At 69.6% G+C, this 24,245-nt stretch carries 27 protein-coding genes, 4 tRNA genes and 1 pseudogene; 24 read left to right on the top strand and 8 right to left on the bottom strand.

Annotation, left to right across the window (positions count from 1 at the left end):
- Window positions 1-8: 8 nt before the first annotated feature.
- The 6 genes from ACZ6S6_RS26255 to ACZ6S6_RS26280 all read left to right on the top strand — a co-directional run bounded on the left by ACZ6S6_RS26255 (window position 9) and on the right by ACZ6S6_RS26280 (window position 5,533).
- Complete coding sequence (locus ACZ6S6_RS26255) at window positions 9-1,559, top strand: complex I subunit 4 family protein (RefSeq protein WP_469707150.1); 1,551 nt, start codon at window positions 9-11, stop codon at window positions 1,557-1,559.
- Complete coding sequence (locus ACZ6S6_RS26260) at window positions 1,556-3,079, top strand: NADH-quinone oxidoreductase subunit N (RefSeq protein WP_469707103.1); 1,524 nt, start codon at window positions 1,556-1,558, stop codon at window positions 3,077-3,079. Before ACZ6S6_RS26255 ends, ACZ6S6_RS26260 begins: the two co-directional genes overlap by 4 nt.
- 132 nt (window positions 3,080-3,211) lie before the next feature.
- Window positions 3,212-3,676 carry a large conductance mechanosensitive channel protein MscL gene (gene mscL / locus ACZ6S6_RS26265; RefSeq protein WP_362960607.1) on the top strand — a complete coding sequence of 155 codons (465 nt, stop codon included), beginning with the start codon at window positions 3,212-3,214 and terminating at the stop codon, window positions 3,674-3,676.
- Window positions 3,677-3,884: 208 nt separating this feature from the next.
- Window positions 3,885-4,748 carry a zinc metalloprotease HtpX gene (htpX, locus tag ACZ6S6_RS26270; protein ID WP_362960610.1) on the top strand — a complete coding sequence of 288 codons (864 nt, stop codon included), beginning with the start codon at window positions 3,885-3,887 and terminating at the stop codon, window positions 4,746-4,748.
- Window positions 4,745-5,137 carry a YccF domain-containing protein gene (locus ACZ6S6_RS26275; protein ID WP_362960613.1) on the top strand — a complete coding sequence of 131 codons (393 nt, stop codon included), beginning with the start codon at window positions 4,745-4,747 and terminating at the stop codon, window positions 5,135-5,137. Before htpX ends, ACZ6S6_RS26275 begins: the two co-directional genes overlap by 4 nt.
- 123 nt (window positions 5,138-5,260) lie before the next feature.
- A complete protein-coding gene (locus ACZ6S6_RS26280) occupies window positions 5,261-5,533 on the top strand; it encodes a GlsB/YeaQ/YmgE family stress response membrane protein (RefSeq protein ID WP_362960615.1) in 273 nt (90 codons plus the stop codon).
- Window positions 5,534-5,547: 14 nt separating this feature from the next.
- Here ACZ6S6_RS26280 and ACZ6S6_RS26285 read toward each other — a convergent pair whose 3' ends face one another.
- The 3 genes from ACZ6S6_RS26285 to ACZ6S6_RS26295 form a co-directional block, all read right to left on the bottom strand.
- Window positions 5,548-6,207, bottom strand: a complete 660-nt coding sequence (locus ACZ6S6_RS26285; RefSeq protein WP_362960618.1) for an alpha-ketoglutarate-dependent dioxygenase AlkB family protein — start codon at window positions 6,205-6,207, stop codon at window positions 5,548-5,550.
- Complete coding sequence (locus tag ACZ6S6_RS26290) at window positions 6,207-6,719, bottom strand: methylated-DNA--[protein]-cysteine S-methyltransferase (protein WP_362960621.1); 513 nt, start codon at window positions 6,717-6,719, stop codon at window positions 6,207-6,209. Before ACZ6S6_RS26290 ends, ACZ6S6_RS26285 begins: the two co-directional genes overlap by 1 nt.
- Window positions 6,720-6,869: 150 nt before the next feature.
- Window positions 6,870-7,358 (bottom strand): YajQ family cyclic di-GMP-binding protein, encoded by a 489-nt coding sequence (locus tag ACZ6S6_RS26295; RefSeq protein WP_362960624.1) that lies wholly within the window; start codon window positions 7,356-7,358, stop codon window positions 6,870-6,872.
- Window positions 7,359-7,574: 216 nt separating this feature from the next.
- On the opposite strand from ACZ6S6_RS26295, the gene ACZ6S6_RS26300 reads away from it, so the two are divergent.
- Window positions 7,575-7,656, top strand: a tRNA-Tyr gene (locus tag ACZ6S6_RS26300).
- A 64-nt stretch (window positions 7,657-7,720) separates the two neighbouring features.
- Window positions 7,721-8,170, top strand: a complete 450-nt coding sequence (locus tag ACZ6S6_RS26305; RefSeq protein ID WP_469707104.1) for a 2-thiouracil desulfurase family protein — start codon at window positions 7,721-7,723, stop codon at window positions 8,168-8,170.
- A gap of 87 nt (window positions 8,171-8,257) precedes the next feature.
- Here the strand turns inward: ACZ6S6_RS26305 and ACZ6S6_RS26310 are convergent, their stop codons facing one another.
- Both ACZ6S6_RS26310 and ACZ6S6_RS26315 read right to left on the bottom strand, forming a co-directional pair.
- The gene (locus tag ACZ6S6_RS26310) at window positions 8,258-8,914 is read right to left on the bottom strand and encodes an SDR family oxidoreductase (protein ID WP_469707105.1); all 657 of its coding nucleotides are present in this window, start codon (window positions 8,912-8,914) and stop codon (window positions 8,258-8,260) included.
- A 36-nt stretch (window positions 8,915-8,950) separates the two neighbouring features.
- Window positions 8,951-10,228, bottom strand: a complete 1,278-nt coding sequence (locus ACZ6S6_RS26315; protein ID WP_469707106.1) for an amidohydrolase family protein — start codon at window positions 10,226-10,228, stop codon at window positions 8,951-8,953.
- A 289-nt stretch (window positions 10,229-10,517) separates the two neighbouring features.
- On the opposite strand from ACZ6S6_RS26315, the gene ACZ6S6_RS26320 reads away from it, so the two are divergent.
- The 8 genes from ACZ6S6_RS26320 (at window position 10,518) to ACZ6S6_RS26355 (ending at window position 15,289) form a co-directional block, all read left to right on the top strand.
- Window positions 10,518-10,590, top strand: a tRNA-Thr gene (locus ACZ6S6_RS26320).
- Window positions 10,591-10,635: 45 nt separating this feature from the next.
- Window positions 10,636-10,708, top strand: a tRNA-Met gene (locus ACZ6S6_RS26325).
- 89 nt (window positions 10,709-10,797) lie between these two features.
- Window positions 10,798-10,962 carry a 50S ribosomal protein L33 gene (rpmG, locus tag ACZ6S6_RS26330; RefSeq protein WP_003956487.1) on the top strand — a complete coding sequence of 55 codons (165 nt, stop codon included), beginning with the start codon at window positions 10,798-10,800 and terminating at the stop codon, window positions 10,960-10,962.
- Window positions 10,963-11,064: 102 nt separating this feature from the next.
- Window positions 11,065-11,517: a MaoC family dehydratase N-terminal domain-containing protein gene (locus ACZ6S6_RS26335; protein WP_362960634.1), complete on the top strand. Its 453-nt coding sequence runs from the start codon at window positions 11,065-11,067 to the stop codon at window positions 11,515-11,517.
- Window positions 11,517-11,945, top strand: a complete 429-nt coding sequence (locus tag ACZ6S6_RS26340) for a MaoC family dehydratase (RefSeq protein ID WP_362960637.1) — start codon at window positions 11,517-11,519, stop codon at window positions 11,943-11,945. The genes ACZ6S6_RS26335 and ACZ6S6_RS26340 overlap by 1 nt, the downstream gene beginning before the upstream one ends.
- 161 nt (window positions 11,946-12,106) lie before the next feature.
- Entirely contained in the window at window positions 12,107-12,655 is a 549-nt protein-coding gene (locus ACZ6S6_RS26345; RefSeq protein WP_362960640.1) for a TetR/AcrR family transcriptional regulator, read from the top strand.
- 77 nt (window positions 12,656-12,732) lie between these two features.
- Window positions 12,733-14,163: an MFS transporter gene (locus ACZ6S6_RS26350; protein ID WP_469707107.1), complete on the top strand. Its 1,431-nt coding sequence runs from the start codon at window positions 12,733-12,735 to the stop codon at window positions 14,161-14,163.
- Between the two features lie 70 nt (window positions 14,164-14,233).
- Entirely contained in the window at window positions 14,234-15,289 is a 1,056-nt protein-coding gene (locus ACZ6S6_RS26355; protein WP_469707108.1) for a UDP-N-acetylmuramate dehydrogenase, read from the top strand.
- A 24-nt stretch (window positions 15,290-15,313) separates the two neighbouring features.
- Here ACZ6S6_RS26355 and ACZ6S6_RS26360 read toward each other — a convergent pair whose 3' ends face one another.
- Window positions 15,314-15,949 carry an NAD(P)-dependent oxidoreductase gene (locus ACZ6S6_RS26360; protein WP_469707109.1) on the bottom strand — a complete coding sequence of 212 codons (636 nt, stop codon included), beginning with the start codon at window positions 15,947-15,949 and terminating at the stop codon, window positions 15,314-15,316.
- 87 nt (window positions 15,950-16,036) lie between these two features.
- On the opposite strand from ACZ6S6_RS26360, the pseudogene ACZ6S6_RS26365 reads away from it, so the two are divergent.
- Window positions 16,037-16,633 (top strand): annotated as a pseudogene (locus ACZ6S6_RS26365) (TetR/AcrR family transcriptional regulator); the annotation flags it as partial.
- Between the two features lie 26 nt (window positions 16,634-16,659).
- Here the strand turns inward: ACZ6S6_RS26365 and ACZ6S6_RS26370 are convergent.
- Together ACZ6S6_RS26370 and ACZ6S6_RS26375 are read right to left on the bottom strand one after the other, a co-directional pair.
- A complete protein-coding gene (locus ACZ6S6_RS26370; RefSeq protein WP_362960650.1) occupies window positions 16,660-17,682 on the bottom strand; it encodes an adenosine deaminase in 1,023 nt (340 codons plus the stop codon).
- Window positions 17,683-17,944: 262 nt separating this feature from the next.
- Window positions 17,945-19,171, bottom strand: a complete 1,227-nt coding sequence (locus ACZ6S6_RS26375) for a pyridoxal phosphate-dependent aminotransferase (RefSeq protein ID WP_362960653.1) — start codon at window positions 19,169-19,171, stop codon at window positions 17,945-17,947.
- A gap of 236 nt (window positions 19,172-19,407) precedes the next feature.
- Between ACZ6S6_RS26375 and ACZ6S6_RS26380 the strand changes: the two genes are divergently transcribed.
- The 7 genes from ACZ6S6_RS26380 to rplJ all read left to right on the top strand — a co-directional run bounded on the left by ACZ6S6_RS26380 (window position 19,408) and on the right by rplJ (window position 24,216).
- Window positions 19,408-19,480: transfer RNA gene (locus tag ACZ6S6_RS26380), tRNA-Trp, on the top strand.
- A 106-nt stretch (window positions 19,481-19,586) separates the two neighbouring features.
- Entirely contained in the window at window positions 19,587-19,874 is a 288-nt protein-coding gene (gene secE, locus ACZ6S6_RS26385; RefSeq protein WP_073732696.1) for a preprotein translocase subunit SecE, read from the top strand.
- A gap of 73 nt (window positions 19,875-19,947) precedes the next feature.
- Window positions 19,948-20,895, top strand: a complete 948-nt coding sequence (gene nusG / locus ACZ6S6_RS26390) for a transcription termination/antitermination protein NusG (RefSeq protein WP_362960656.1) — start codon at window positions 19,948-19,950, stop codon at window positions 20,893-20,895.
- 187 nt (window positions 20,896-21,082) lie between these two features.
- Window positions 21,083-21,517: a 50S ribosomal protein L11 gene (gene rplK / locus ACZ6S6_RS26395; RefSeq protein ID WP_362960657.1), complete on the top strand. Its 435-nt coding sequence runs from the start codon at window positions 21,083-21,085 to the stop codon at window positions 21,515-21,517.
- An 80-nt stretch (window positions 21,518-21,597) separates the two neighbouring features.
- Window positions 21,598-22,320 (top strand): 50S ribosomal protein L1, encoded by a 723-nt coding sequence (gene rplA / locus ACZ6S6_RS26400; RefSeq protein ID WP_123461041.1) that lies wholly within the window; start codon window positions 21,598-21,600, stop codon window positions 22,318-22,320.
- 160 nt (window positions 22,321-22,480) lie between these two features.
- The gene (locus ACZ6S6_RS26405; protein WP_362960660.1) at window positions 22,481-23,383 is read left to right on the top strand and encodes an SCO4651 family lipoprotein; all 903 of its coding nucleotides are present in this window, start codon (window positions 22,481-22,483) and stop codon (window positions 23,381-23,383) included.
- Window positions 23,384-23,658: 275 nt separating this feature from the next.
- Window positions 23,659-24,216, top strand: a complete 558-nt coding sequence (gene rplJ / locus ACZ6S6_RS26410; RefSeq protein ID WP_362960663.1) for a 50S ribosomal protein L10 — start codon at window positions 23,659-23,661, stop codon at window positions 24,214-24,216.
- Window positions 24,217-24,245 lie beyond the last annotated feature (29 nt).

Consider the following 24,245-nt stretch of genomic DNA (forward strand, 5'->3'; position numbering starts at 1 on the left):
CATCCGTGATGCAGTTCCTTCTGGCGTTCGTCGTCGTCGCCCCGCTCATCGGAGCCGTCGCCGCCCTGCTCCCGGCCCCGCCCGGACTGAAGGGCCGCAACCCCGACCAGGCCGTGCTCCGCCACGGCGTGACCGTCACCGGCGTGATCCTCGCCGCCACGATCGTGCTGGCCCTCGGCTTCGACCACGACCACCCGTCGAAGATGCAGGCCACCACCGACATCAGCTGGATCCCGGCGCTCGACGTCCGCATCCATCTCGGCATCGACGGCATCTCGCTCCCCCTTCTCGTACTGACCGCGCTGCTGACCTTCCTCTGCGCGCTCCACAGCTACTTCAAACCGCCCGCGGGCCCCTCCCCGAAGGCCTTCGTCGCACTGATCCTCGTCCTGGAGTCCGGCACCCTCGCGACCTTCGCCGTCCTCGACCTGCTGCTGTTCTTCCTGGCGTTCGAGATGGTGCTCATCCCGATGTACTTCCTCATCGCCCGCTGGGGCGGTGCGCAGAAGCAGGCGGCCGCCTGGAAGTTCATCCTCTACACACTGCTCGGCTCGGTCGTCATGCTGCTCGGGCTGCTCCTCATCGGACTGAAGAGCGGCACCTTCGACATGGTGGCACTCGCCACTGACAACGGCCGCGGCCTCACCTCGTCCGTGCAGGTCACAGCCGTTCTCGCGATCGGGATCGGACTCGCGGTCAAGACCCCGATGTGGCCGCTGCACAGCTGGCTCCCGGACGCCCACACGGCCGCCCCCACCGTCGGCTCGGTGCTGCTCGCGGGCGTCCTGCTGAAGATGGGCACCTACGGATTCGTCCGGATCCTGCTCCCGGTCGCCCCCGACGGCATGCACACCTTCGCGCCCTACCTCGCGGCCTTCGCCGTCGCCGGCATCATCTACGGATCGCTCGCCTGCCTGGCCCTCGTCCGGCCCGGCGCCAAGGGCGACCTGAAACGCCTGATCGCGTACTCCTCCGTCGGCCACATGGGCTTCGTACTCCTCGGCATCGCGAGCATGACCCCCACCGGAGTCAACGGCGCGCTCTTCGCCAACATCGCCCACGGCCTCATCACCGGCCTGCTGTTCTTCCTGGTCGGCGCGGTCAAGGACCGGTACGGCACCGCCGACCTCGACACCCTCTCCGGCGCCACCGGCGCCGCGCTCTACGGCAGCGCGCCCCGCCTCGGCGGCCTCCTCGCGTTCACCGCGATCGCCTCCCTGGGCCTGCCCGGCCTCGCCGGGTTCTGGGGCGAGATGCTCGCCCTGTTCGGCGCCTTCGACCCGGCCGACGGCCTGAGCCGCCCCGCCTTCCTGACCTTCATGTCCGTCGCCGCGTTCGGCACCCTGCTCACCGCCGCGTACATGCTCATCCTGGTGCGCCGCGTCTGCATGGGCGCCAAGCGCGAGGAACCGCACCGGATCCCCGACATCCAGCACCACGAGTTCGCCGCCTGGACCCCCCTCGCCGCCCTCACCGTCCTGGCCGGCCTGTGGCCCGCCGTCCTCCTCGGCCTCACCGACCCGGCCGTGCAGAAGCTCCTCGCAGGAGGCAAGTCGTGACCACAGCGGCCGAGAGCACCACCAGCCTCGTCCAGTCCGTCGACTGGCTCGCCATCGCGCCCCCGGTCACCGTCGCGGCCGTCGCCCTCGCCATCCTGGTCGCCGACCTCTTCGTCCCCCAGGAACGCAAACCGCTCCTCGGCTACGGAGCCGTCGCCGGACTCGTCGCCGCCCTCGCCCTCCTCATCCCGCTGCGCGACGGCGACCGCTCCACCTTCTGCCTCACCACCGGCACCCGCGTCTGCAGCTACACCGCCGACCACTTCACCCTGATCATCCAGGCCCTCGTACTCGGCGGAGCACTGCTCACCGCACTGCTCTCGATCGGCGACACCCGCAAGCTCCCGGCCGGCGAGTTCTGGTTCCTGCTGCTGTCCTCCGCCGCGGGCGCCGCACTGCTGCCCGCCGCCCGCGACCTCGCCACCCTCGTCGTCGCCCTCGAAGTCGCCTCGCTGCCCGCGTTCGCCCTCGTCGGCATCAAGCGCGGCGACCGGCGCTCCTCCGAGGCCGCGCTGAAGTTCTTCCTGTCCTCCGTCGTCGCGACCGCCGTGATGCTCCTCGGCGTCAGCTTCGTCTACGCGGCGACCGGCACCCTCCACCTCACCGAGATCGCCGGCCGCCTCGACGACGTCCCCGGGCAGCTCACCACCCTTGCCCAGGCGGGCGTCGCCCTCACCCTCGTCGGCTTCGCCTTCAAGACGGCCGCCGCGCCCTTCCACTTCTGGGTCCCCGACACCTACGTCGGCGCCCCCCTGCCGGTCGCCGCCTACCTCTCGGTCGTCGGCAAGGCGGTCGGCTTCTCCGGCCTCATCCTCGTCACCGTGGTCGCGTTCCCCTCCTACGCCGACGTCTGGGGCCCCGCCCTCGCCGTCCTCGCCGCACTCACCATGACCGTCGGCAACGTCGCCGCGCTGCGCCAGAGCGCCACCCGCGCCCGCAGCGCCGTACGCCTCCTCGCCTGGTCGTCCGTCGCCCAGGCCGGCTACCTCCTGGTGCCGATCGCCGCGGCCGCGTACGCCGGCGACCGGCAGATCGGCTCCACCGTCGCGTACGCCCTGATGTACGCCGTCGTGAACCTCGGCGCCTTCGCGGTGGCCGCCCTGGTCGCCCGTACCCACCCCGGCAACCGCATCGCCGACTACCGCAACCTCTACGCCACCCGCCCCCTGGCCGCCCTCGCGATGGGCTTCTTCCTGCTCTGCCTCGCCGGACTGCCGCCGGGCATCATCGGCCTCTTCGCCAAGGTCACCGTCTTCTCCTCGGCCGTCGACGCCGGACTCGGCTGGCTCGCCGTCGTCATGGCCGTCAACGTCGTGATCGCGCTCTACTACTACCTCCAGTGGACCGCCGCCCTGTTCCGCGGCCCCGCGCAGGACGGTACGGAGCAGCCTCGGCCCACCACCCGGCACCGGACCCCGGCCCCGCTGACCGCCGCGATCGTCCTCACCGCCATCGCCGGGATCGCCCTCTCGGGCGCCCCGCAGACCGTCCTCAGGTTCGCCGCCGTCAACCTGTTCTAACCGCCGTTGCGACACCTGTCCGGTACCTGTTCCAACGGCTTCAAGATCGGCTTGCCCCCGACAGCCCGCTCAGGGCAAGGTCATGCCCGCACACGACGCACCCCGCGTTGACATCACAGAGGAGCCAGAGCAGTGCTGAACGGGTTCAAGGAATTCATCCTGCGCGGAAACGTGATCTCCATGGCGATCGGCCTCGCCGTCGGAGCCGCGTTCACCGCAGTCGTCACCGGGTTCAGCAACGCGTTCATCGTGCCGCTGATCGGCCTCATCACCCGCGGCACCGGCGACTTCAGCAAGGCCGAGTTCAAGTTCGACGACGTGACGTTCCCCTACGGACTCTTCGTCAGCGCCGCGATCGCCTTCCTCATCACCGCCGCGGTCCTCTACTTCTGTGTCGTCGTGCCCATGGCCAAGGTCCAGAACCGCTTCACGGCCAAGAAGGACGAGGAGCAGGCCGACATCAAGGCCGCCCTGCGCGACTGCCCCCGCTGCTACACGGAGATCCCGGCCGTCGCCTCCCGCTGCGGCCACTGCACCAGCGACGTCGAGCCCGACCCCGAGGCCCTCGCGCTCGCCAAACTCCCCGTCCAGCGCTGACCCCGGGACACGCCTCCACCCGTACGGTCTACGGCCCGCTCCGGCACGAACAGCCGGAGCGGCCCCGTCCCGCGGGCGCGACCGGACCGCAAGCACAAGGGAACTAGCTCTCCTCGCCTGGCGTTGACCAGTACGGGAAGCTCCACTGGGGAGTGGAGCACCCACCAAGCAAAGGGTTCCCCTGCTTGCACCACCTGGAGGGCGTACCGTGCACCGCCGGCACAACGGGCTGAGAACCGCCGTACTCCTCGGGGGCCTGTCCGCACTCATCATCCTCATCGGCAGCTTCTTCGGACGTACCGGCCTGATCGTCGCGCTCCTGGTAGCCGTCGGCACCAACGCCTACGCGTACTGGAACAGCGACAAGCTGGCACTGCGCGCCATGCGCGCCCGCCCGGTGAGCGAGTTCGAGGCGCCCCAGCTCTACCGCATGGTCCGTGAGCTCTCCACCGCCGCCCGCCAGCCCATGCCACGGCTCTACATCTCCCCGACGCAGGCCCCCAACGCCTTCGCGACCGGCCGCAACCCGCGCAACGCCGCGGTCTGCTGCACCGAGGGCATCCTGCGGATCCTGGACGAACGGGAGCTGCGCGGCGTCCTCGGCCACGAGCTCAGCCATGTCTACAACCGCGACATCCTGATCTCGTCCGTCGCCGGAGCCCTCGCCTCCGTCATCATGTTCCTGGTCAACTTCGCCTGGCTGATCCCGATCGGCCGCTCCAACGACGACGAGGGCCCCGGCATCCTCGGCATGCTGCTGATCATGATCCTGGGCCCGCTCGCCGCCTCCGTCATCCAACTGGCCGTCAGCCGGTCCCGCGAGTACGAGGCGGACGCCTCGGGCGCCCGGCTGACCGGCGACCCGCTGGCCCTGGCGAGCGCCCTGCGGAAGCTGGAGGCCGGCACGAAGCAGCTTCCCCTGCCGCCCGAGCCGCGGATCGAGACCGCGAGCCACATGATGATCGCGAATCCCTTCCGCCCCGGACAGGGCGTGTCCAAGATGTTCTCGACACATCCGCCGATGGCGGAGCGCATTGCCCGACTCGAGCAGATGGCAGGTCATCGCCCGTGAAAACCATTCTGAACGTCATTTGGCTGGTCCTGTGCGGCTTCTGGATGTTCCTCGGCTACCTCGTCGCGGGCCTCCTGCTGTGCATCACGATCATCGGCATCCCGTTCGGCCTCGCGGCCTTCCGTATCGGCGTCTACGCCCTCTGGCCCTTCGGCCACCGTGTCGTCGACCGCCGGGACGCGGGCGCGCCCTCCTGCGTGGGCAACGTCCTCTGGCTGGTCCTCGCCGGCTGGTGGCTGGCGCTGGGGCACATCACCACGGGAATCGCCCTGTGCATCACGATCATCGGCATCCCCCTGGGCATCGCGAACTTCAAGCTGATCCCCGTATCGCTGATGCCCTTCGGCAAGGAGATCGTCAGCACCGACGAGCAGTTCGCCGGCTGGTAGAAGCCACCGCGGGCGGCAAACAGGACAACCCGAGACATGCGGTTCGCGCGCCGCGGACCGCAACCGGCCGACCCTCACGAACGTCTTGGATTCCAAGACCGAGTGACGGGTAGGTTCGCACGCATGAGCATTATTGGCTGGATCATTCTCGGACTGATAGCCGGCGTCATCGCCAAGATTCTGCTGCCGGGCCGCGACCCCGGCGGCCTCGTGGGCACCACCCTGACCGGGATCGTCGGTGCCTTCCTGGGAGGCTGGATATCGTCGAAGTTCCTTGACCGCCCGATCTCCAAGGACTTCTTCGACACAGGGACCTGGATCTCGGCCATCGGCGGATCGCTGGTCCTGCTGATCATCTACCGCCTGTTCTTCGGGAACTCCCGAGAACGCCGCTGAGGCGCACCCGTTACTCAGACGTCCAGCCCGGTCTCGCGCAGGGTCAGATTGAGCCGACCACCGCTCATGCCTGTCGCGGGACCGGCCGTACCCGGGCGGATCCTCGGCACCCCGTGGAACGCGAAACGCGACGGCCCGCCGAAGACGAACAGATCCCCCGAGGCCAGCTCCACGTCCGTGAAGGGCCTTCCCCTGTTCTCCGTGTTCCCGAAGCGGAAGACACAGGTGTCACCGATACTCAGCGACACCACGGGCGCACCGGACCGCTCCTCCTTGTCCTGATGCATGCCCATGCGCGCCGCGTCGTCATAGAAGTTGATCAGCGCGGTGTCCGGCGCGTACGTCCCCACAGGGCTCTCCGGCCCGTACGCCGCCATCACAGCCGCCCGCCCCAGCTCCCCGAGCCACTCCGGAAACGGGGCGACCGGCGCGCCGTTCACGTCGTCCGCCGTACGCGAGTACCGGTACGGCTGCCAGTGCCAGCCCAGGCACACACTCCGTACGGACATCACCCCGCCGCCCGGCAACGCCGCGTGCCGCAGCGGCACGGGCCCGCGCGCCCACTCCCGGCACGCCGTCACCAACTCCCGCTGCCGCTCCGCGGACAGCCAGTCGGGGATGTGCACGGCCCCCGGCGCGACCTGTGCCCGCGGCCTGGGGAAGAGCCCGTTCATCAGCTCACCGCCAGGGCGCCCTCAAGCCCCAGAAGCCGCTCCTTGCGCTCCAGGCCGCCCGCGTAGCCGCGCAGCGCCCCGTCCGAGCCGATCACCCGGTGACACGGCCGTACGACCAGCAGCGGATTGCGCCCGATCGCCGTGCCCACGGCCCGTACCCCCGCCCCGGAGGCACCGACCCGCTCGGCGATCTGCCCGTACGACACCGTCTCCCCGTAGGGGACGTCATCCAGCGCGGCCCACACCCGGCGCTGGAACTCGGTGCCCCGGCCGTCCGCGAGGACGATGTCGAAGCGGGTCCGCCGGCCCTCGAAGTACTCCCGAAGCTGCGCGGTGATTCCCGCGAAGGCCCCGGGCTCGCGGCTCCAGCCGTCCTGGACGACCGCCGCGCCCTTCTGGCCCGGCAGGGAGAGCGAGACGAGCGCGACCCCGTCGCCGGCCGGTCCCGCGGCCTTCTCGCCGACCAGCAGCAGTTCGCCCAGCGGGCTGTCGACCGTCGCGTACATGGTCATGGCTCGTCCCTCTCCTCGTCCGGCCGGCAGCCGGATCATCGGCCGCCACGGACCAGTCTGCTTCGCCCGCACCGCCGCGACCGGCGGTATTCGGACATGGCGTCCGGGCGCGGAACAGCGTATTGCGCTCCGCGCCCGGACCGCCGCGTCCTATCGGTAGTTCGCGAACTGCACGGCGAAGTCGAAGTCCTGGCCCTTCAGCAGCGCCTGAACGGCCTGAAGGTCGTCCCGGCTCTTCGAGCTGACCCGCAGCTCGTCACCCTGGACCAGCGCCTTGACGCCCTTGGGGCCCTCGTCGCGAATGACCTTCGCGACCTTCTTGGCGTTCTCCTGGGAGATGCCCTCCTCGATGGTGGCGAAGAGCTTGTACTCCTTGCCGGACAGCTGGGGCTCGCCCACGTCCAGCGACTTCAGTGAGATGCCGCGCTTGATCAGCTTGGACTGGAAGATGTCGAGGATCGCCTTGACCCGCTCCTCGCCGCTGGCCTCCATGAGGATCTTCTCGCCGGACCAGGAGATCGAGGCGCCGGTGCCCTTGAAGTCGTAACGCTGCGAGATCTCCTTGGCGGCCTGGTTGAGGGCGTTGTCGACCTCCTGCCGCTCGACCTTCGAGACGATGTCGAAACTGGAGTCGGCCATGACGTGTGGCTCCTTGTATCGGGGGTGCTGGAAAACGGGATGTCTACGGGGCGGCCGCGGGGCCCGCTGGCCCCACGCCGCCCACCAAAGCCTAGCCACCCGCGCCCGTCCGGGCCGCTGGTCAATCCAGTGGCGTAGCACCCCTGGGCATCAGGTATCGTTTACGTCGTTGCCACAGAGCGCCGTCGAGAGACGGGTCTCACGGCAGCATCCCTTGGCGGTGTGCCCGAGTGGCCAAAGGGAGCAGACTGTAAATCTGCCGGCTCAGCCTACCCAGGTTCGAACCCTGGCGCCGCCACAAAGCAAGGCCCTCGTCCTCGGACGGGGGCCTTCTCTGTTGTGCCGTCGCGAAGGGCGTGAACATGGAATCCGTGCTGGTCAGTGCCTGTCTCCAAGGGGTGCCCTGCCGCTTCGACGGCCGGGGCAAGGCCGCACCGGAGATGGCCGCGGCCATCGGCGACCGCCGGCCCGTGTCCTTCTGCCCCGAGGTCGCCGCCGGGCTGCCCACGCCCCGCCGCCCCGCCGAGATCGTCGGCGGCGACGGCCACGACGTGCTGGACGGCCGTGCCCGCGTCGTGGACGACACCGGGCACGACGTGACCGAGGCGTTCCTGGACGGCGCGGGGCGGGCGCTGGAGGCGGCGCGGAGGACCGGCTGCACCGAGGCGCTGCTGATGGCCCGCAGCCCTTCGTGCGGGCGCGGCAGGGTTTATGACGGTACGTTCGCCGGCGAGCTGCGCGAGGGCGACGGGGTCACCGCCGCCCTGCTGGAGCGGCACGGCATCACCGTACGTCCGGCACCGGGCGGCTGACAGAGGCTGCTGACGGAGGTGGCTGACGAGGGCCGCTGACGGGGGCCGCTGCCGGGGGCCGCGGATCCGCCGCCCCCGGCGCCCGCGTCAGTTCCCCGCGACGTCCTTCACCGCGACCATCACCGGTACGTTGCCCGAGATCAGCTCCAGCGTCAGGCCCGCCGTCGCCGGGGTGTCCAGCAGCTCCATGATCGCCGCCGCCACGTCGTCACGCGGCACCGGGCCGCGGCCGGTCGACGCGGCGAGCAGCACCTGACCGGTGCCCGCGTCGTTGGTCAGCATTCCGGGGCGCAGGATCGTCCAGTCGAGCGCCGTCCTGGAGCGCACGTACGCGTCCGCCGCACCCTTGGCCCGCAGATACGCGTCGAAGACCTCGTCGCCGGGGTGGTCGGGGTCGGCGCCCATGGCCGAGACCACGATGTAGCGCCGCACCCCCGCCCGCTGCGCCGCGTCCGCGAAGAGCACCGCGGCCCCGCGGTCCACCGTGTCCTTGCGGTCCTTGCCGCTGTTGGGACCCGCGCCCGCCGCGAAGACCACCGCGTCGGCGCCGCTCAGCACCTCCGCGGTCTCCTTCTCGGTGGCCGATTCGAGGTCCAGGACCACCGGTTCGGCGCCGATCGCCCGGAGGGCGGCACTCTGTCCGGGATCCCGGATGATGCCCGCCGCCTCGTCCCCGCGTGCGGCGAGCAGTCGCTCCAGCCGCAGCGCGATCTGACCATGTCCACCTGCGATGACAATGCGCATGGTCACGACCGTACGCCGGAGAGCGCCGCTGCGCGCTCAGGGCCCGCCGCCGGGACCGGATTCCGGCCGTCCCTGGCGGGGGAGTCCGGGCCCGCCGCCCGTCTCCGAGTCGCAGTACTCGCGTACCGCGCTGGTCCGGGCCACCACCCGGCCGCGGTGCACCACGATCCGGCTGTACGCCAGTGAGAGCACCCCGGAGAGCTGTTCGCCGCGCACGGCGAGCAGTTCGGCCGGGAAGCCCGCCTCGATCCGCACCTCGGGCAGCCCCATCGCACGCCTGGCCTCCGCGGACACCGCCTCGTAGGCGTGCTCGGGCCGCAGCCCGTTCTGCGAGGCCAGCAGGAAGGCGGCCTCCAGCGGGTCGCCCCGGCCGACCGGGTTGGCGAGGTCCCGCAGCGCCCCGCTGCCCGCCGCGACCCGCACCCCGGCCGCCCGCAGCAGCCGTACGGGGGCGGTGCCCCGGCGCTCCACCGCGCAGCAGCCGCCCTGGGGCAGGCAGATCACCGTCACCCCGGACGCGGCGAGCTGGTCGGCGGCGCGGCCCGCGGCCTCCCGGGGGAGCCGCGAGAGGCCCGCGCAGGGGCCGATGGCGACCCCTTGCCGCAGTCCGCCCGCCATGGCCGCGAGCCGGGCGAGGCGGGCCGGGTCGTCACTGTCCGTGTGCAGATCGACGGGGCAGCCGTGCTCGGCGGCGATCTCCAGAACGGCTTCGGCGTATCGCGTCGGGTCCGGGTCGAGGTCGGGGCAGCCGCCGACCGCGCCCGCCCCCATCTTCACCGCGTCGCGGAGCATGGCCAGGCCGTCGGCGCCCGCGATGCCGGTGAGCAGCCGGGGGACGGCGACCGGTGTCAGATCGGCGAGTCCGCGCAGCGAGCGGCGTGCCTGGAGGACGGCTTCGAGGGCGGCGAGGCCCTGTACGCCGCCGATCCGCACGTGCGAGCGGAGCGCGGTCGCGCCGTGGCCGAGTTGCAGCAACGCGGCCTCGGTGGCGCGCCGCTGGACGTCCTCGGGGAGTTGCGAGGCCGGTCCCGGAGCGCCCGGTCCGGCGCCGTCGGCGGTGAGTGCGGTGTCGCTGTGGGCGTGCGGCTCGGCGGGTGCGGGCAGCAGCAGGTGGCCGCGCAGATCGACGCGGGCGCCGGGTGCGGAGAGGCTGCCGGCGGTGCCGACGGCCTCGATGCGGCCGCCTCCGAGCCGTACGTCCACGATGCGGCCGTCGGTGAGACGGGCGCCGCAGAGCGTCAGCGCGGAGCTCTCCCGGCCGTTGGCGGCGTCGGCGGCGTGGTCGTCTGGCGGCCGCGGCCGGCTGTCGGGCATCGCGCTCCAGGGAAGGGGACAGGATTACGCAGAGTGAGTCGAGCCTAGGGGTGTGATGTGTCGGGTTCGAGGAGGAGCTGAATAGTCGTACCGGTGTCGTCCGGTGGGGTGCGTGGGGCCGGAGCGGACGCATGGGGCGGGAGGTGGTCCGGTGGCTGTCGAACCGCTGATCAAGCGCCGGACGAGCGGCTGATCAAGGGTTCGGAGCGGCGCCGATCGAGGGCTCGGGATGGGGCTTCGAAACGGATTTGGGCGATCGGCGACCGAGCGTGTAATGTCTTCATCGCTCGCCCCAATAGCTCAGTCGGTAGAGCGTCTCCATGGTAAGGAGAAGGTCTGCGGTTCGATTCCGCATTGGGGCTCTGGTGATCGGGAACCCCCGCTTCGGCGGGGAGACTCATCATCAAAGCGGTGTAGCTCAGTCGGTAGAGCAAGCGGCTCATAATCGCTGTGTCACCGGTTCAAGTCCGGTCACCGCTACTAACAGTAGCCGATTGTGGGGTCGGTCCTCCGATCGGCTACTCTTTTTTTGCGTTCATCCGTCCACCGTCCGTCCAAGGAGCACTCACGTGGCTGCCACCGACGTCCGCCCGAAGATCACGCTGGCCTGCGTGGAGTGCAAGGAGCGGAACTACATCACCAAGAAGAACCGGCGTAACAACCCGGACCGTCTTGAGATGAAGAAGCATTGCCCGCGCTGCAACTCGCACACCGCGCACCGCGAAACGCGCTGAATCAGGCTCGTACACGAGGCCGTCCCCGTTGGGGGCGGCCTCGTGTCGTTGTATAGGGCTGTACTTCGGCCCATTCGTCTTTCATCAGGAGGTTGCGAGCTCATGGCGCTCGACCAGTCCTTCGTCGGGCGGACCTATCCGCCCACCACGCCCTACGAGGTCGGCCGGGAGAAGATCCGGGAGTTCGCCGAGGCGGTCGGCGACACCAATCCCGCGTACGTCGACCCCGAGGCGGCCAGGGCGCTCGGTCACAGCGATGTGATCGCGCCGCCGACATTCGTGTTCTCGATCACCTTCAAGGCCGCGGGGCAGGTCGTGCGGGACCCGCAGCTGGGCCTGGACTACAGCCGGGTGGTGCACGGTGACCAGAAGTTCGCCTACGTCCGCCCGGTGCGGGCGGGGGACCGGCTGACGGTCACGTCGACCATCGAGGCGGTCAAGTCCATGGCGGGCAACGACATCCTGGACGTCCGCGGCGAGGTCCACGACGAGTCCGGCGAGCATGTCGTGACGGCGTGGACGAAGCTGGTGGCGCGTGCCGCCGAGGAGGCGTGATGACGGCGAAGGTGAATTACGGGTCGGTCGAGGTCGGTACGGAGCTGCCGGCGCAGTCGTTCCCGGTCACCCGGGCGACGCTGGTGCAGTACGCGGGCGCCTCCGGAGACTTCAACCCGATCCACTGGAACGAGAAGTTCGCCCGCGAGGTCGGACTGCCGGACGTGATCGCGCACGGCATGTTCACGATGGCCGAGGCGATCCGGGTGGTCACGGACTGGACCGGCGACCCCGGTGCGGTCGTCGAGTACGGGGTGCGGTTCACCAGGCCGGTCGTCGTGCCCAATGACGACAAGGGTGCCCTCATCGAGGTCAGCGGCAAGGTGGCCGCCCTGCTGGACGACAAGCGGGTGCGGGTCGACCTGACGGCGATGAGTGACGACAAGAAGGTGCTGGGCATGTCCCGCGCCGTGGTCCAGCTCGGCTGACGCCGTCCGGAGCCGGGTGTCGTAAGGGGCACGGTCCCAGCTTGTTCTTTAGCCTTGAGGTCAAAGATCAAGCTGGGGGCCGTGCCCCTTGCGCATGAGCGTCCGTGCCATGCCGGTTGTTAAGTTAGTGATTGAGTACTAACTTAGCCCGCATGGTAAGGATGAGTGCAGACGAGCGGCGCGAAAGCGTCATCCGGGCGGCGATCACCGAGTTCGCCCGCGGCGGGTACAGCGCGACATCCACCGAAGTGATCGCCAGACGTGTGGGCGTCTCGCAGCCCTACCTCTTCCGGCTCTTCCCCAATAAGCAGGCCATGTTCCTCGCCGCCGCCGAGCGGTGCCTGGTGGACACCCGCCAGGTCTTCGCCGAGGCCGCCGACGGGCTCGAGGGCGATGAGGCGCTGCGGGCCATGGGCGCCGCGTATCAGCGTCTGATCATCGACGACCCCGACCAGCTGCTGATGCAGATGCAGATGTACGCGGCCGTCGCGGCGGCGGAGGCCGCGGGCGACCACGAGTTCGGTGAGTCGTTGCGGGCCGGCTGGCTGGAGATGTTCGACGACATCTCCCTCGCGCTCGGCGTCGATGTCGACGAGGCGACCTCGTTTCTCGCGTACGGGATGCTCATCAACACCCTGACCTCACTTGGCTATCCGGCCGGTCACCGGATCTGGTCCGGGTTCTACGAATCCGCCAGGCCGAGGGCCTGAACAGGGTGAACCCCGTGTTCGGCCCGATTTTCTGCCCAGAAAAGTTAGTAATCAATAACTAACCCTCAGGGGGAGCAGTGACCCAGCAAACGAAAGGCCGCTCGGGAGCGGTCTGGGCCCTCGTCATCACCAGCGTCGCCAGCTTCATGGCCGCCCTCGACAACCTCGTCGTCACCACCGCCCTGCCCTCCATCCGCGAAAGCCTCGGCGGCGAGCTGGAAGAGCTGGAATGGACGGTGAACGCGTACACCCTCACCTTCGCCGTCCTGCTGATGTTCGGCGCCTCCCTCGGTGACCGGTTCGGCAGACGCAGACTCTTCAGCGTCGGACTCTCCGTCTTCACCGCCGCCTCCGCCGCGGCCGCCCTCTCGCCCGGGATCAACGAACTGATCGCCTTCCGCGCGGTCCAGGGCGTGGGCGCGGCGATCATGATGCCGCTCACCCTCACCCTGCTCACGGCGGCGGTGCCGCCCGCCCGCCGGGGCGCCGCGCTGGGCCTCTTCGGCGCTGTGACCGGCCTCGCGGTGGCCAGCGGGCCGCTGATCGGCGGCAGCCTCACCGAACACCTCTCCTGGCAGTGGATCTTCTGGGTGAACGTCCCGGTCGGCCTGATCCTGCTGCCGCTCGCCCGGCTGCGCCTGGCCGAGTCGTACGCCCCGGACGCCCGGCTCGACGTGCCCGGCACCCTCCTGGTCAGCGGCGGGCTCTTCGGGATCGTCTACGGCCTGGTGAACGCCAACTCCGACGGCTGGACCGACCCCGTCGTCCTGACCTCCCTCATCGCCGGTGGCGTCCTCCTCGGCGGGTTCATCTACCACGGCTTCCACGCCAAGAACCCGATGCTGCCGATGCGGCTCTTCCGGAACCGGGCGTTCTTCGGGATCAACATGGCCAGCCTGCTGATGTTCCTCGGCATGTTCGGTTCGATCTTCCTGCTCAGCCAGTTCCTCCAGGGTGTGCTGGGCTACTCACCCACCGAGGCCGGTCTGCGGATGCTGCCCTGGACCGGAATGCCGATGCTGGTGGCGCCCATCGCCGGGGTGCTCGCCGACCGCTTCGGCGGCCGCCCGGTGGTCGTGACCGGGCTCGCCCTCCAGGCCGTCGGCCTCGGCCTGTTCGCCATGGCGCTGGCCCCCGACGCCTCCTACGCCTCGCAGCTGCCCGGACTGATCGTCGGCGGCGTCGGAATGGCCCTGTACTTCGCACCCGCCGCCAGCCTGGTGATGTCCAGCGTCCGCCCCGGCGAACAGGGCATCGCCTCCGGCGCCAACAACGCGCTGCGCGAGGTCGGCGGCGCCCTCGGGGTCGCCGTGCTCGCCACGGTCTTCTCCTCGCAGGGCGGTTACGGCACCCCGCAGTCCTTCACGGACGGGACCGTTCCCGCGGTCTGGCTCGGCGCCGGAGTGGTGGCACTCGCCGCACTCGTCGCCCTGCTGATCCCGCGCCGTGTCACCACCCCGGTGCAGGAGCCCGACCAGGCCGAGGCGCGGGTCCCTGTACCCGCCTGAGGAGTGGTCACGCCGATACGGTCCGCGGCCGCGCCATGACGGCGGGGGAGCGGACCGTACTCTTGTCCCCGTGCAGGAACTCCACGACGCCCCCCTCGCCCCCCTGACCACCTTCCGGCTCGGCGGCCCCGCCACCCGCCTCCTCACCGCGACGACCGACGCCGAAGTGGTCGAGGCCGTGCGCGCGGCCGACGACAGCGGCACCCCGCTCCTGGTCATCGGCGGCGGCAGCAACCTGGTCATCGGCGACAAGGGCTTCGACGGCACCGCCCTGCGCATCGCCACCAAGGGTTTCGTGCTGGACGGCGCCACGCTCGAACTCGCCGCCGGAGAGGTCTGGACGGACGCCGTCGCCCGCAGCGTGGAGGCCGGACTCGCCGGGCTCGAATGCCTGGCCGGCATCCCCGGCTCCGCCGGAGCGACACCGATCCAGAACGTCGGGGCGTACGGGCAGGAGGTGTCGTCCACCATCACGGAGGTCGTCGCCTACGACCGGCACAGCCGCGAGACGGTCACCATTCCGAACGCCGAGTGCGACTTCTCGTACCGGCACAGCCGCTTCAAGGCCGAACCCGACCGCTTCGTGGTGCTACGCGTCCGCTTCGGGCTCGAAGAGGCGGGCGGCCTGTCCGCGCCCCTGAAGTACCCCGAAACGGCCCGTGCCATGGGCGTCGCGGAGGGCGAGCGCGTTCCCGCCGCCGCCGCCCGCGAAACCGTGCTCCGGCTCCGGGCCGGCAAGGGCATGGTGCTCGACCCCGAGGACCACGACACCTGGTCGGCCGGCTCGTTCTTCACCAACCCGATCCTGGACCGGGAGCAGTTCGAGGCCTTCCTCGCCCGGGTGGCGGACCGGCTCGGACCGGAGGTGTCGCCCCCCGCCTTCCCCGCGGGCGGGGGACACACCAAGACCTCGGCGGCCTGGCTCATCGACCGGGCCGGATTCACCAAGGGATACGGCACCGGCCCGGCCCGTATCTCCACCAAGCACACGCTCGCCCTCACCAACCGGGGCGCCGCGAGCACCGACGACCTGCTGGCCCTGGCCCGCGAGGTCGTCGCCGGGGTCCACGAGGCCTTCGGCGTCACGCTGGTCAACGAACCGGTGACCGTGGGCGTGACCCTGTAGCCGGACCCGGCACGGGCCGGCCGCTCAGTACGCCACGCCCACGCCCTGCTTCACCGCCGCCGGGTCGTCGATCAGCGCCAGCATCGCGTGCGCCACGTCGGCCCGGGAGATGGACCGGCCGCTGCGCGGGTTGCTGCCGTAGACCGTCCGGTACGTACCCGTCAGCGGGCCGTTGGTGAGCTTCGGGGGCCGTACGGACGTCCAGTCCGTCGCGGAGGCCGCGAGCGCGGCCTCCATCGCGGTGAGGTCCGTGTAGACCTCCTTGAGGATCGCGCCGATCGCCCCGAGCATCATCCGGTCGAGCAGCGGGTCGTCGGCGGGCTCCGGCGCGACCGGGGCCGCGCTCACCACGAGCAGCCGCCGCGTCCCCTCGGCCTCCATCGCCGCCAGCACACCGCGGGTCAGCCGCTCGGCGATCCCGCCGGCCTTCCGGCCCCGCGAGCCCAGACCGGAGAGCACCGCGTCGCGGCCCGTGACCGCCTCGCGCAGCGCCTCCGGGTCATCGATCCGGGCCACCGTGTGGACCGTCACGTCGGAGAGCGGGACCGCCAGCCGTGCGGGGTCGCGCACCACCGCCGTCACCTCGTGCCCCGCCGCCACCGCCTGGCGGACGATCTCCTGACCGATACCGCCTGTCGCACCGAAAACCGTGAGTCTCATTGCGCACCTTCCCGGGGTGGGTAAGTATTCACTCACCTCTAGAGTGAGTGAATACTCACCCGCTCGTCAAGGTTCGTTGGAGTACACATGGAGCAGAAACCGGCCCGCGCCCGCATCATCGACGCCGCTCACCGGCTGATGCTCACCATCGGCCTGGCCCGCGCCACCACCAAGGAGATAGCGAAAGCCGCCGGCTGCTCGGAAGCCGCGCTCTACAAGCACTTCCCGAGTAAGGAGGAGCTCTTCGTGGCGGTCCTGAAGGAACGGCTGCCCAAGGTCGACGGAATCCTGAAGCGGCTGATCGCCGATCCGGGCGAGGGGGAACGGACGGTCGAGCGGAACCTCACCGAGATCGCCCGCGAGGCCGCCCTCTTCTACGAGCAGAGCTTCCCGATCGCGGCGTCCCTGTACGCCGAGCCGAGGCTCAGGGACCGCCACAACGCGGCGATGCGGGAGATGGGTACCGGCCCCCACGTGCCGATCCGCGGGGTGGACGCCTATCTGCGCGCGGAGCAGTCCGCGGGCCGGGTACGGGCCGACGCCGACACCTACGCGGCCGCGTCCCTGCTGCTGGGGGCCTGCGCCCAGCGGGCCTTCGCCTACGCGGCCACGGAGACCGGCGGGCCGCCCCACTCCCTCGACGCGTTCGCCGAGTCGGTGGCCCGCACGCTGCTGCGGGGGATCGGGGAGCAGGCCGGACCGGGGGCCGCTCAGCCCGCCGGCTTCGCCAGCCAGCCGTCCACGCCCGCCAGCAGCTCCGCCCGCACCGCGTCCGGCGCCGCCGAACCCCGTACCGACTGACGGGCCAGCTCCGCCAGCTCCTCGTCGGTGAAGGCGTGATGGCGCCGCACGAGGTCGTACTGCGCGGCCAGCCGGGAACCGAAGAGCAGCGGGTCGTCCGCGCCGAGCGCCATCGGCACCCCGGCCTCGAACAAGGTGCGCAGCGGGATGTCGGACGGCTTCTCGTAGACGCCGAGCGCCACGTTCGACGCGGGGCACACCTCGCAGGTCACCCCGCGCTCCGCCAGCCTGCGCAGCAGCCGCGGGTCCTCGGCGGCCCGCACCCCGTGCCCGACCCGGGACGCGTCGAGATCGTCCAGGCAGTCGCGGACGCTGGACGGGCCCGCCAGCTCGCCCCCGTGCGGGGCCGCCAGCAGGCCGCCCTCCCTGGCGATGGCGAAGGCCCGGTCGAAGTCACGGGCCATGCCGCGCCGCTCGTCGTTGGAGAGCCCGAACCCGACGACGCCCCGGTCGGCGTAGCGCACCGCGAGCCGGGCCAGGGTCCTGGCGTCCAGCGGGTGCTTCATCCGGTTCGCCGCGATGACCACCCGGATCGGCAGCCCCGTCGCGCGCGACGCGCTGTCCACCGCGTCCAGGATGATCTCGATCGCCGGGATGAGCCCGCCGAGCAGGGGCGCGTACGAGGTGGGGTCGACCTGGATCTCCAGCCAGCCGGAGCCGTCCGCGACGTCCTCCTGGGCGGCCTCGCGCACCAGCCGCTGGATGTCCTCGGGCGAGCGCAGACAGGACCTGGCGATGTCGTAGAGCCGCTGGAAACGGAACCAGCCGCGCTCGTCCGTCGCGCGCAGCCGGGGAGGCTCGCCGCCGGTCAGCGCCTCCGGCAGCCGCACACCGTACTTGTCGGCGAGTTCGAGCAGAGTCGTGGGCCGCATCGACCCGGTGAAATGCAAGTGCAGGTGGGCCTTGGGCAACAGCCTTACATCACGATCCATGGCCGATCACCTTCTGTAGCTGTAACGCTCCGCTCTGAGCCGGAAGGCGTCGGGCAGGGCTTGTCCGTCATGCGGCCGGTCATCGCCGGCTGGGAAGCCCCCTGTCGCTCCCAACGGAGTCTCGCAGGGGGGAGGAGTCACTCCAAGATCCTGCCGCAAGGATCTCGGCCCAGGCAGCCGGATTCATCGAACGAGCGCTTGCCTGAACGCATAAGCGGGTCCCCGGCTCGGCCGGGAACCCGCTTGTGCGCAGCACGGAGTGTCAGGCCTTCGCCTCGCCCAGCAGCTTCTGGAGCCGCGAGACGCCCTCGGCGAGGTCGTCGTCACCCAGCGCGTAGGAGAGGCGCAGGTAGCCCGGCGTACCGAAGGCCTCGCCCGGTACGACCGCGACCTCGGCCTCGTCCAGGATGAGCGCCGCCAGCTCCACCGAGGTGGCCGGACGCTTCCCGCGGATCTCCTTGCCGAGCAGCGCCTTCACCGAGGGATACGCGTAGAACGCGCCCTCGGGCTCCGGGCACAGCACGCCGTCGATCTCGTTGAGCATCCGCACGATGGTCTGCCGGCGCCGGTCGAAGGCGGTACGCATCTCGGCGACCGCGTCCAGGTTCCCGGAGACGGCGGCCAGCGCGGCGATCTGGGCGACGTTGGAGACGTTGGACGTGGCGTGCGACTGCAGGTTGGTCGCGGCCTTCACCACGTCCTTGGGGCCGACGATCCACCCCACGCGCCAGCCGGTCATCGCGTACGTCTTGGCGACACCGTTGACCACGATGCACTTGTCGCGCAGCTCGGGCACGATCGCCGGCAGCGAGGTGAACTTCGCGTCGCCGTAGACCAGGTGCTCGTAGATCTCGTCGGTCAGCACCCACAGGCCGTGCTCGACGGCCCAGTGGCCGATCGCCTCGGCGTCGGCCTCGCTGTAGACCGCGCCGGTCGGGTTCGACGGGGAGACGAACAGGACGACCTTCGTACGCTCGGTACGGGCCGCCTCCAGCTGCTCCACGGAGACCCGGTAGCCGGTGGTCTCGTCCGCGACGACCTCCACCGGGACACCGCCGGCGAGGCGGATCGACTCGGGGTAGGTGGTCCAGTACGGAGCCGGGACGATGACCTCGTCGCCCGGGTCGAGGATCGCGGCGAAGGCCTCGTAGATGGCCTGCTTGCCGCCGTTGGTCACCAGGATCTGGGAGGCGTCCACCTCGTAGCCGGAGTCGCGCAGCGTCTTCTCTGCGATGGCGGCCTTGAGCTCGGGGAGCCCGCCGGCCGGGGTGTAGCGGTGGTACTTCGGGTTGCGGCAGGCCTCGACCGCGGCGTCGACGATGTAGCCGGGGGTCGGGAAGTCGGGCTCGCCGGCACCGAAGCCGATCACCGGACGGCCGGCGGCCTTGAGGGCCTTGGCCTTGGCGTCGACGGCGAGGGTGGCGGACTCGGAGATCGCACCGATGCGGGCGGAGACCCGGCGCTCGGAGGGAGAAGTAGCAGCGCTCATGCCCCCCATGCTCCCAGACCGTATTCCTTGTCGGCACAGGGGTTTCAGGGACCGGACAGCACTCGGACAGCATGAGGACAAACAACCGCACAGCATCGGACAGGAGCGGTCGGGAGCTATCTGTTCGACGCCGGGCCGCTGAGCACGTACACTCACCTGTCGTTGGCCTTCACCAGCCGCGCCGTTCCTGCACTCGGGACATCCGGGAGCATGCGGTAGGTTGGTGGAAACCACAAAGGGTCGTAGCTCAATTGGTAGAGCACTGGTCTCCAAAACCAGCGGTTGGGGGTTCAATTCCCTCCGGCCCTGCTACACACTCCTTCGCCGGGATGTGTGCGCATGTACGTACTTAAATGCATCGCCGTGCGGCTCCACCGGGCGCGGCACGGCCATGACCCGGAATCAGGTGAGAAGCGTGACGGACGCCGTGGGCTCCATCGACATGCCTGATGCCGAGGATGAAGTCCCCGAGTCGAAGAAGAAGACCCGGAAGGGCGGCAAGCGCGGCAAGAAGGGCCCTCTGGGCCGTCTCGCGCTCTTCTACCGCCAGATCGTGGCCGAGCTCCGCAAGGTTGTCTGGCCGACCCGCAACCAGCTGACGACATACACCTCAGTGGTGATTGTGTTCGTAGTCGTCATGATTGGTCTTGTGACCGTGATTGACTTCGGGTTCCAGCGGGTCATCAAGTACGTCTTCGGCTGATCCCGCGGAGGGCGCCTCATGGGCGCCCCTTTCGCATGTTCCACCCATTTGTATCCAGGAAGAAGCAGCCACCGTGTCTGACCCGAACCTGAACGACGCCGTCGAGCCGACGGCGGGCGCCTTCGAGTCCGCCGAGGACGAGCTCGACATCGTCGAGGCGGCGGACGCTGTGGAGCCGGACCAGGCCGAAGCTGCCGACGAGGCCGCGGGCGAGCCCGCCGAGCAGGCCGCAGTGCACTCCGAGAGCGCCGACGAGGCCGCAGCGGCCGACGCCGGTGACACCGAGGCCGAGAGCGCCGACGAAGAGACCGCCGAGGCCGAGGCCGCCGCGGACGACGAAGAGGCCGAGGCCGAGGAAGCCGCCGACGAGGCGGACGAGGAAGAGGCCGAGCCGGCCGCCCCCGTCGACACCGTCACGGCCCTGCGCGAGGAACTGCGCACCCTGCCGGGCGAGTGGTACGTCATCCACACATACGCCGGTTACGAGAAGCGTGTGAAGGCCAACCTGGAGCAGCGCGCCGTCTCGCTGAACGTGGAGGAGTTCATCTATCAGGCCGAGGTGCCTGAGGAGGAAATCGTCCAGATCAAGAACGGCGAGCGCAAGAACGTCCGTCAGAACAAGCTCCCGGGTTACGTCCTGGTGCGCATGGACCTGACGAACGAGTCCTGGGGCGTCGTCCGCAACACTCCCGGTGTCACCGGCTTCGTGGGCAACGCCTACGACCCGTACCCGCTGACCCTGGACGAGATCGTCAAGATGCTGGCTCCGGAGGCCGAGGAGAAGGCCGCCCGTGAGGCCGCGGAGGCCGAGGGCAAGCCGGCTCCGTCCCGCAAGGTCGAGGTCCAGGTGCTGGACTTCGAGGTGGGCGACTCCGTCACCGTCACCGACGGTCCGTTCGCGACCCTCCAGGCGACGATCAACGAGATCAACGCCGACTCGAAGAAGGTCAAGGGTCTCGTCGAGATCTTCGGCCGCGAGACGCCGGTCGAGCTCAGCTTCGACCAGATCCAGAAGAACTAGCGACTGCCCCGAGCGGGCCGCCAGCTTCTGGACACATGCCTACCGAGCAGGTCAGACCGGCTGACAAAGCCTCTCTGACCTGCTCGGTTTTTGGTCGCGCAGCTATACCCGTTATCGTTGTGCGGTATGCCTGCATCCGGATGACCGGATGACGGCGAAAACTCTCACTAGGACCCGGAGAGAGCACATGCCTCCCAAGAAGAAGAAGGTCACGGGGCTTATCAAGCTCCAGATCAACGCCGGTGCGGCCAACCCGGCCCCGCCGGTCGGCCCCGCACTGGGTCAGCACGGCGTCAACATCATGGAGTTCTGCAAGGCCTACAACGCCGCGACCGAGTCGCAGCGTGGCATGGTCGTGCCGGTGGAGATCACGGTCTACGACGACCGCTCCTTCACCTTCATCACCAAGACTCCGCCGGCCGCCAAGCTGATCCTCAAGGCCGCGGGTGTGGACAAGGGCTCCGGCGAGCCGCACAAGACCAAGGTTGCCAAGCTGACGGCCGCCCAGGTCCGCGAGATCGCCACGACGAAGCTCCCCGACCTGAACGCCAATGACCTCGACGCCGCGTCGAAGATCATTGCCGGCACCGCCCGCTCCATGGGCGTCACGGTCGAAGGCTGATTCAGCCCCACCGCCCTCAGTGGTAGGACCAAGCGCTGGTCCGCACCACGACTCCACACTCTGAAACCACAGGAGTAGAAGTGAAGCGCAGCAAGAACCTCCGCGCTGCGGACGCCAAGATCGACCGGGCGCGCAACTACGCCCCGCTCGAGGCCGTCCGTATCGCCAAGGACACCGCCTCCACGAAGTTCGACAGCACCGTCGAGGTCGCCTTTGCCCTGGGTGTCGACCCTCGCAAGGCCGACCAGATGGTCCGTGGCACCGTGAACCTCCCGCACGGCACCGGCAAGACCGCCCGGGTCCTGGTCTTCGCGACCGGTGACCGTGCTGCGGCCGCGGAAGCCGCGGGCGCCGACATCGTCGGCGCCGACGAGCTCATCGACGAGGTGGCGAAGGGCCGTCTGGACTTCGACGCCGTCGTCGCGACCCCGGACCTCATGGGCAAGGTCGGCCGCCTGGGCCGCGTGCTCGGTCCGCGTGGTCTGATGCCGAACCCGAAGACCGGCACCGTCACCCCCGATGTCGTGAAGGCTGTCAACGACATCAAGGGCGGCAAGATCGAGTTCCGCGTCGACAAGCACTCGAACCTGCACTTCATCATCGGCAAGACCTCGTTCGACGAGACCAAGCTGGTGGAGAACTACGCAGCGGCGCTGGACGAGATCCTCCGTCTGAAGCCGTCCGCCGCCAAGGGCCGCTACATCAAGAAGGCCACCCTGGCCACCACGATGGGCCCCGGCATCCCGCTGGACTCCAACCGCACCCGTAACCTCCTCGTCGAGGAGGACCCGGCCTCCGTCTGAGCCCTTGTGCTCGTACGACCGCCGCGTCACGTGTGACATTGACGGGCCCCGCAACCTTTCGAGGTGCGGGGCCCGTCCTCGTTGATACGTACCAGTGGACTGTCGGAGCCGTGCGTTAGCGTGAGGTCACCGAGAGCCGGACAAAGGGGTGGGAGCGGATATGAGGACAAGTACCGTACGGCGCGTGGGTCTGTCCGTGGCAGTGGCAGCGGCGCTGACGTCGGTCGCGGCCTGCGGCGGATCGGACAGCAAGAGCAAGAGCGAGGGCGGCGCGGCGGCGACGAAGGCCGAACCGATCGCCGCACTGCTCGCGGTGCAGAAGAAGACCGGTGGGGCGCACTCGGCGAAGGTCGAGGGCACCACCGAGATGGGCAGCCAGATGTCCATGAAGCAGACCGGCGCCATCGACTGGTCGGACGGCATCAGCGGCGTCATGGAGATCAAGTACACCGGCGGCACCATGGCGGACACCCTGAAGCAGGCCGGCAGCGACGGCACGATGCAGGCGCGCTACTTCAAGGACGGCTACGCGGCCAACATGGGCGAGGTCTTCGCCCAGCAGGCCGGTGGCAAGCACTGGATCAACTACAGCTACGAGGACCTCGCCGAGCTCTCCGGCGCCTCGGGCGAGGTGATGAAGGACCAGATGCAGAACACCACCCCCGACCAGGGGGTGAAGGCGCTGCTGGCCTCCGGGGACGTGAAGAAGGTGGGCCAGGAGGACGTCCGGGGTGTCGCCACCACGCACTACTCCGGCACGGTCGACGTGGCCGAGCTGACCGCCAAGAACTCCGAGCTGGACGCCGGCCAGCTCGCCGCGTTCAAGAAGCAGCTCAACGACGCCGGGATCAGCACGGAGAAGGTCGACATCTGGGTCGACAAGAACGACCTGCTGGTGAAGAAGACCGAGCGCGGCCAGATGAAGACCGGCGAGCTCAACTCAACGGTGTTCTACAGCGACTACGGCACCAAGGTGTCGGTCGAGCGGCCGCCGGCCTCCGACAGCGTCGACTTCTCCGAGCTCCTGAAGCAGCAGCAGGGCGCGTCCGGCGGCGCGTCCTGAACCACCCGCGGCAGCCGGAGCGGGACGGATTTGCTCGGCGCGACCCCGGTCGCGTATTCTTCTGCAGAAGCCAAAGACCGCTGGTCGTTGCTGCACTCCCGCAAGGGGGAACAGCAACCGAAGGATCCGTTGAACACGGACGACCTGCGCAGGTGACTGTGGAAAGCTCCCGGACTTCGTGCGGTTGAGCTACGCCCTGGCACCTGTGCCGGGGCGTTTCGTCTTTTCCGGCCCCTTCTGAGCGGTCCTCATCACCCGGAAGGAGGCCGACGCTCATGGCAAGGCCCGACAAGGCTGCCGCGGTAGCCGAGCTCGCGGACCAGTTCCGCAGCTCGAACGCCGCTGTGCTGACCGAGTACCGGGGTCTCACCGTGGCCCAGCTCAAGGAGCTGCGCCGTTCGCTCGGTGAGAACGCCCAGTACGCCGTGGTGAAGAACACGCTGACCAAGATTGCGGCCAACGAGGCCGGGATCGACACGCTCGACGACCTGTTCACAGGTCCGACGGCGGTTGCCTTCGTCACCGGTGACCCGGTGACGTCGGCGAAGGGTCTTCGTGACTTCGCCAAGGACAACCCGAACCTCGTCATCAAGGGCGGTGTCCTTGATGGCAAGGCGCTGTCCGCCGATGAGTTCAAGAAGCTCGCGGACCTCGAGTCCCGCGAGGTTCTGCTCGCCAAGCTGGCCGGTGCCATGAAGGGCAAGCAGACTCAGGCTGCGCAGCTCTTCCAGGCTCTGCCGTCGAAGTTCGTCCGCACCGCGGAAGCGCTTCGCGCCAAGAAGGAAGAGCAGGACGGTGCCGGCACGCCGGCTCCCGTCGAGGCCGCCGAGTAATTTCGCTCAGCGGTCCAGCGGGCGCCACG

This window comes from Streptomyces sp. NPDC048671, assembly GCF_055587045.1.

Excerpts from the sequence above, each read along its gene's own strand:
- ACZ6S6_RS26255 (WP_469707150.1), top strand. The coding sequence starts at position 9 with ATGCAGTTCCTTCTGGCGTTCGTCGTCGTCGCCCCGCTCATCGGAGCC.
- ACZ6S6_RS26280 (WP_362960615.1), top strand. The coding sequence starts at position 5,261 with ATGAGCATTATTGGCTGGATCATTCTCGGACTGATAGCCGGCGTCATC.
- ACZ6S6_RS26285 (WP_362960618.1), bottom strand. The coding sequence starts at position 6,207 with ATGAACGGGCTCTTCCCCAGGCCGCGGGCACAGGTCGCGCCGGGGGCC.
- ACZ6S6_RS26290 (WP_362960621.1), bottom strand. The coding sequence starts at position 6,719 with ATGACCATGTACGCGACGGTCGACAGCCCGCTGGGCGAACTGCTGCTG.
- ACZ6S6_RS26295 (WP_362960624.1), bottom strand. The coding sequence starts at position 7,358 with ATGGCCGACTCCAGTTTCGACATCGTCTCGAAGGTCGAGCGGCAGGAG.
- ACZ6S6_RS26305 (WP_469707104.1), top strand. The coding sequence starts at position 7,721 with ATGGAATCCGTGCTGGTCAGTGCCTGTCTCCAAGGGGTGCCCTGCCGC.
- ACZ6S6_RS26310 (WP_469707105.1), bottom strand. The coding sequence starts at position 8,914 with ATGCGCATTGTCATCGCAGGTGGACATGGTCAGATCGCGCTGCGGCTG.
- ACZ6S6_RS26315 (WP_469707106.1), bottom strand. The coding sequence starts at position 10,228 with ATGCCCGACAGCCGGCCGCGGCCGCCAGACGACCACGCCGCCGACGCC.
- ACZ6S6_RS26335 (WP_362960634.1), top strand. The coding sequence starts at position 11,065 with ATGGCGCTCGACCAGTCCTTCGTCGGGCGGACCTATCCGCCCACCACG.
- ACZ6S6_RS26340 (WP_362960637.1), top strand. The coding sequence starts at position 11,517 with ATGACGGCGAAGGTGAATTACGGGTCGGTCGAGGTCGGTACGGAGCTG.
- ACZ6S6_RS26345 (WP_362960640.1), top strand. The coding sequence starts at position 12,107 with ATGAGTGCAGACGAGCGGCGCGAAAGCGTCATCCGGGCGGCGATCACC.
- ACZ6S6_RS26360 (WP_469707109.1), bottom strand. The coding sequence starts at position 15,949 with ATGAGACTCACGGTTTTCGGTGCGACAGGCGGTATCGGTCAGGAGATC.
- ACZ6S6_RS26370 (WP_362960650.1), bottom strand. The coding sequence starts at position 17,682 with ATGGATCGTGATGTAAGGCTGTTGCCCAAGGCCCACCTGCACTTGCAT.
- ACZ6S6_RS26375 (WP_362960653.1), bottom strand. The coding sequence starts at position 19,171 with ATGAGCGCTGCTACTTCTCCCTCCGAGCGCCGGGTCTCCGCCCGCATC.
- rplK (WP_362960657.1), top strand. The coding sequence starts at position 21,083 with ATGCCTCCCAAGAAGAAGAAGGTCACGGGGCTTATCAAGCTCCAGATC.
- ACZ6S6_RS26405 (WP_362960660.1), top strand. The coding sequence starts at position 22,481 with ATGAGGACAAGTACCGTACGGCGCGTGGGTCTGTCCGTGGCAGTGGCA.
- rplJ (WP_362960663.1), top strand. The coding sequence starts at position 23,659 with ATGGCAAGGCCCGACAAGGCTGCCGCGGTAGCCGAGCTCGCGGACCAG.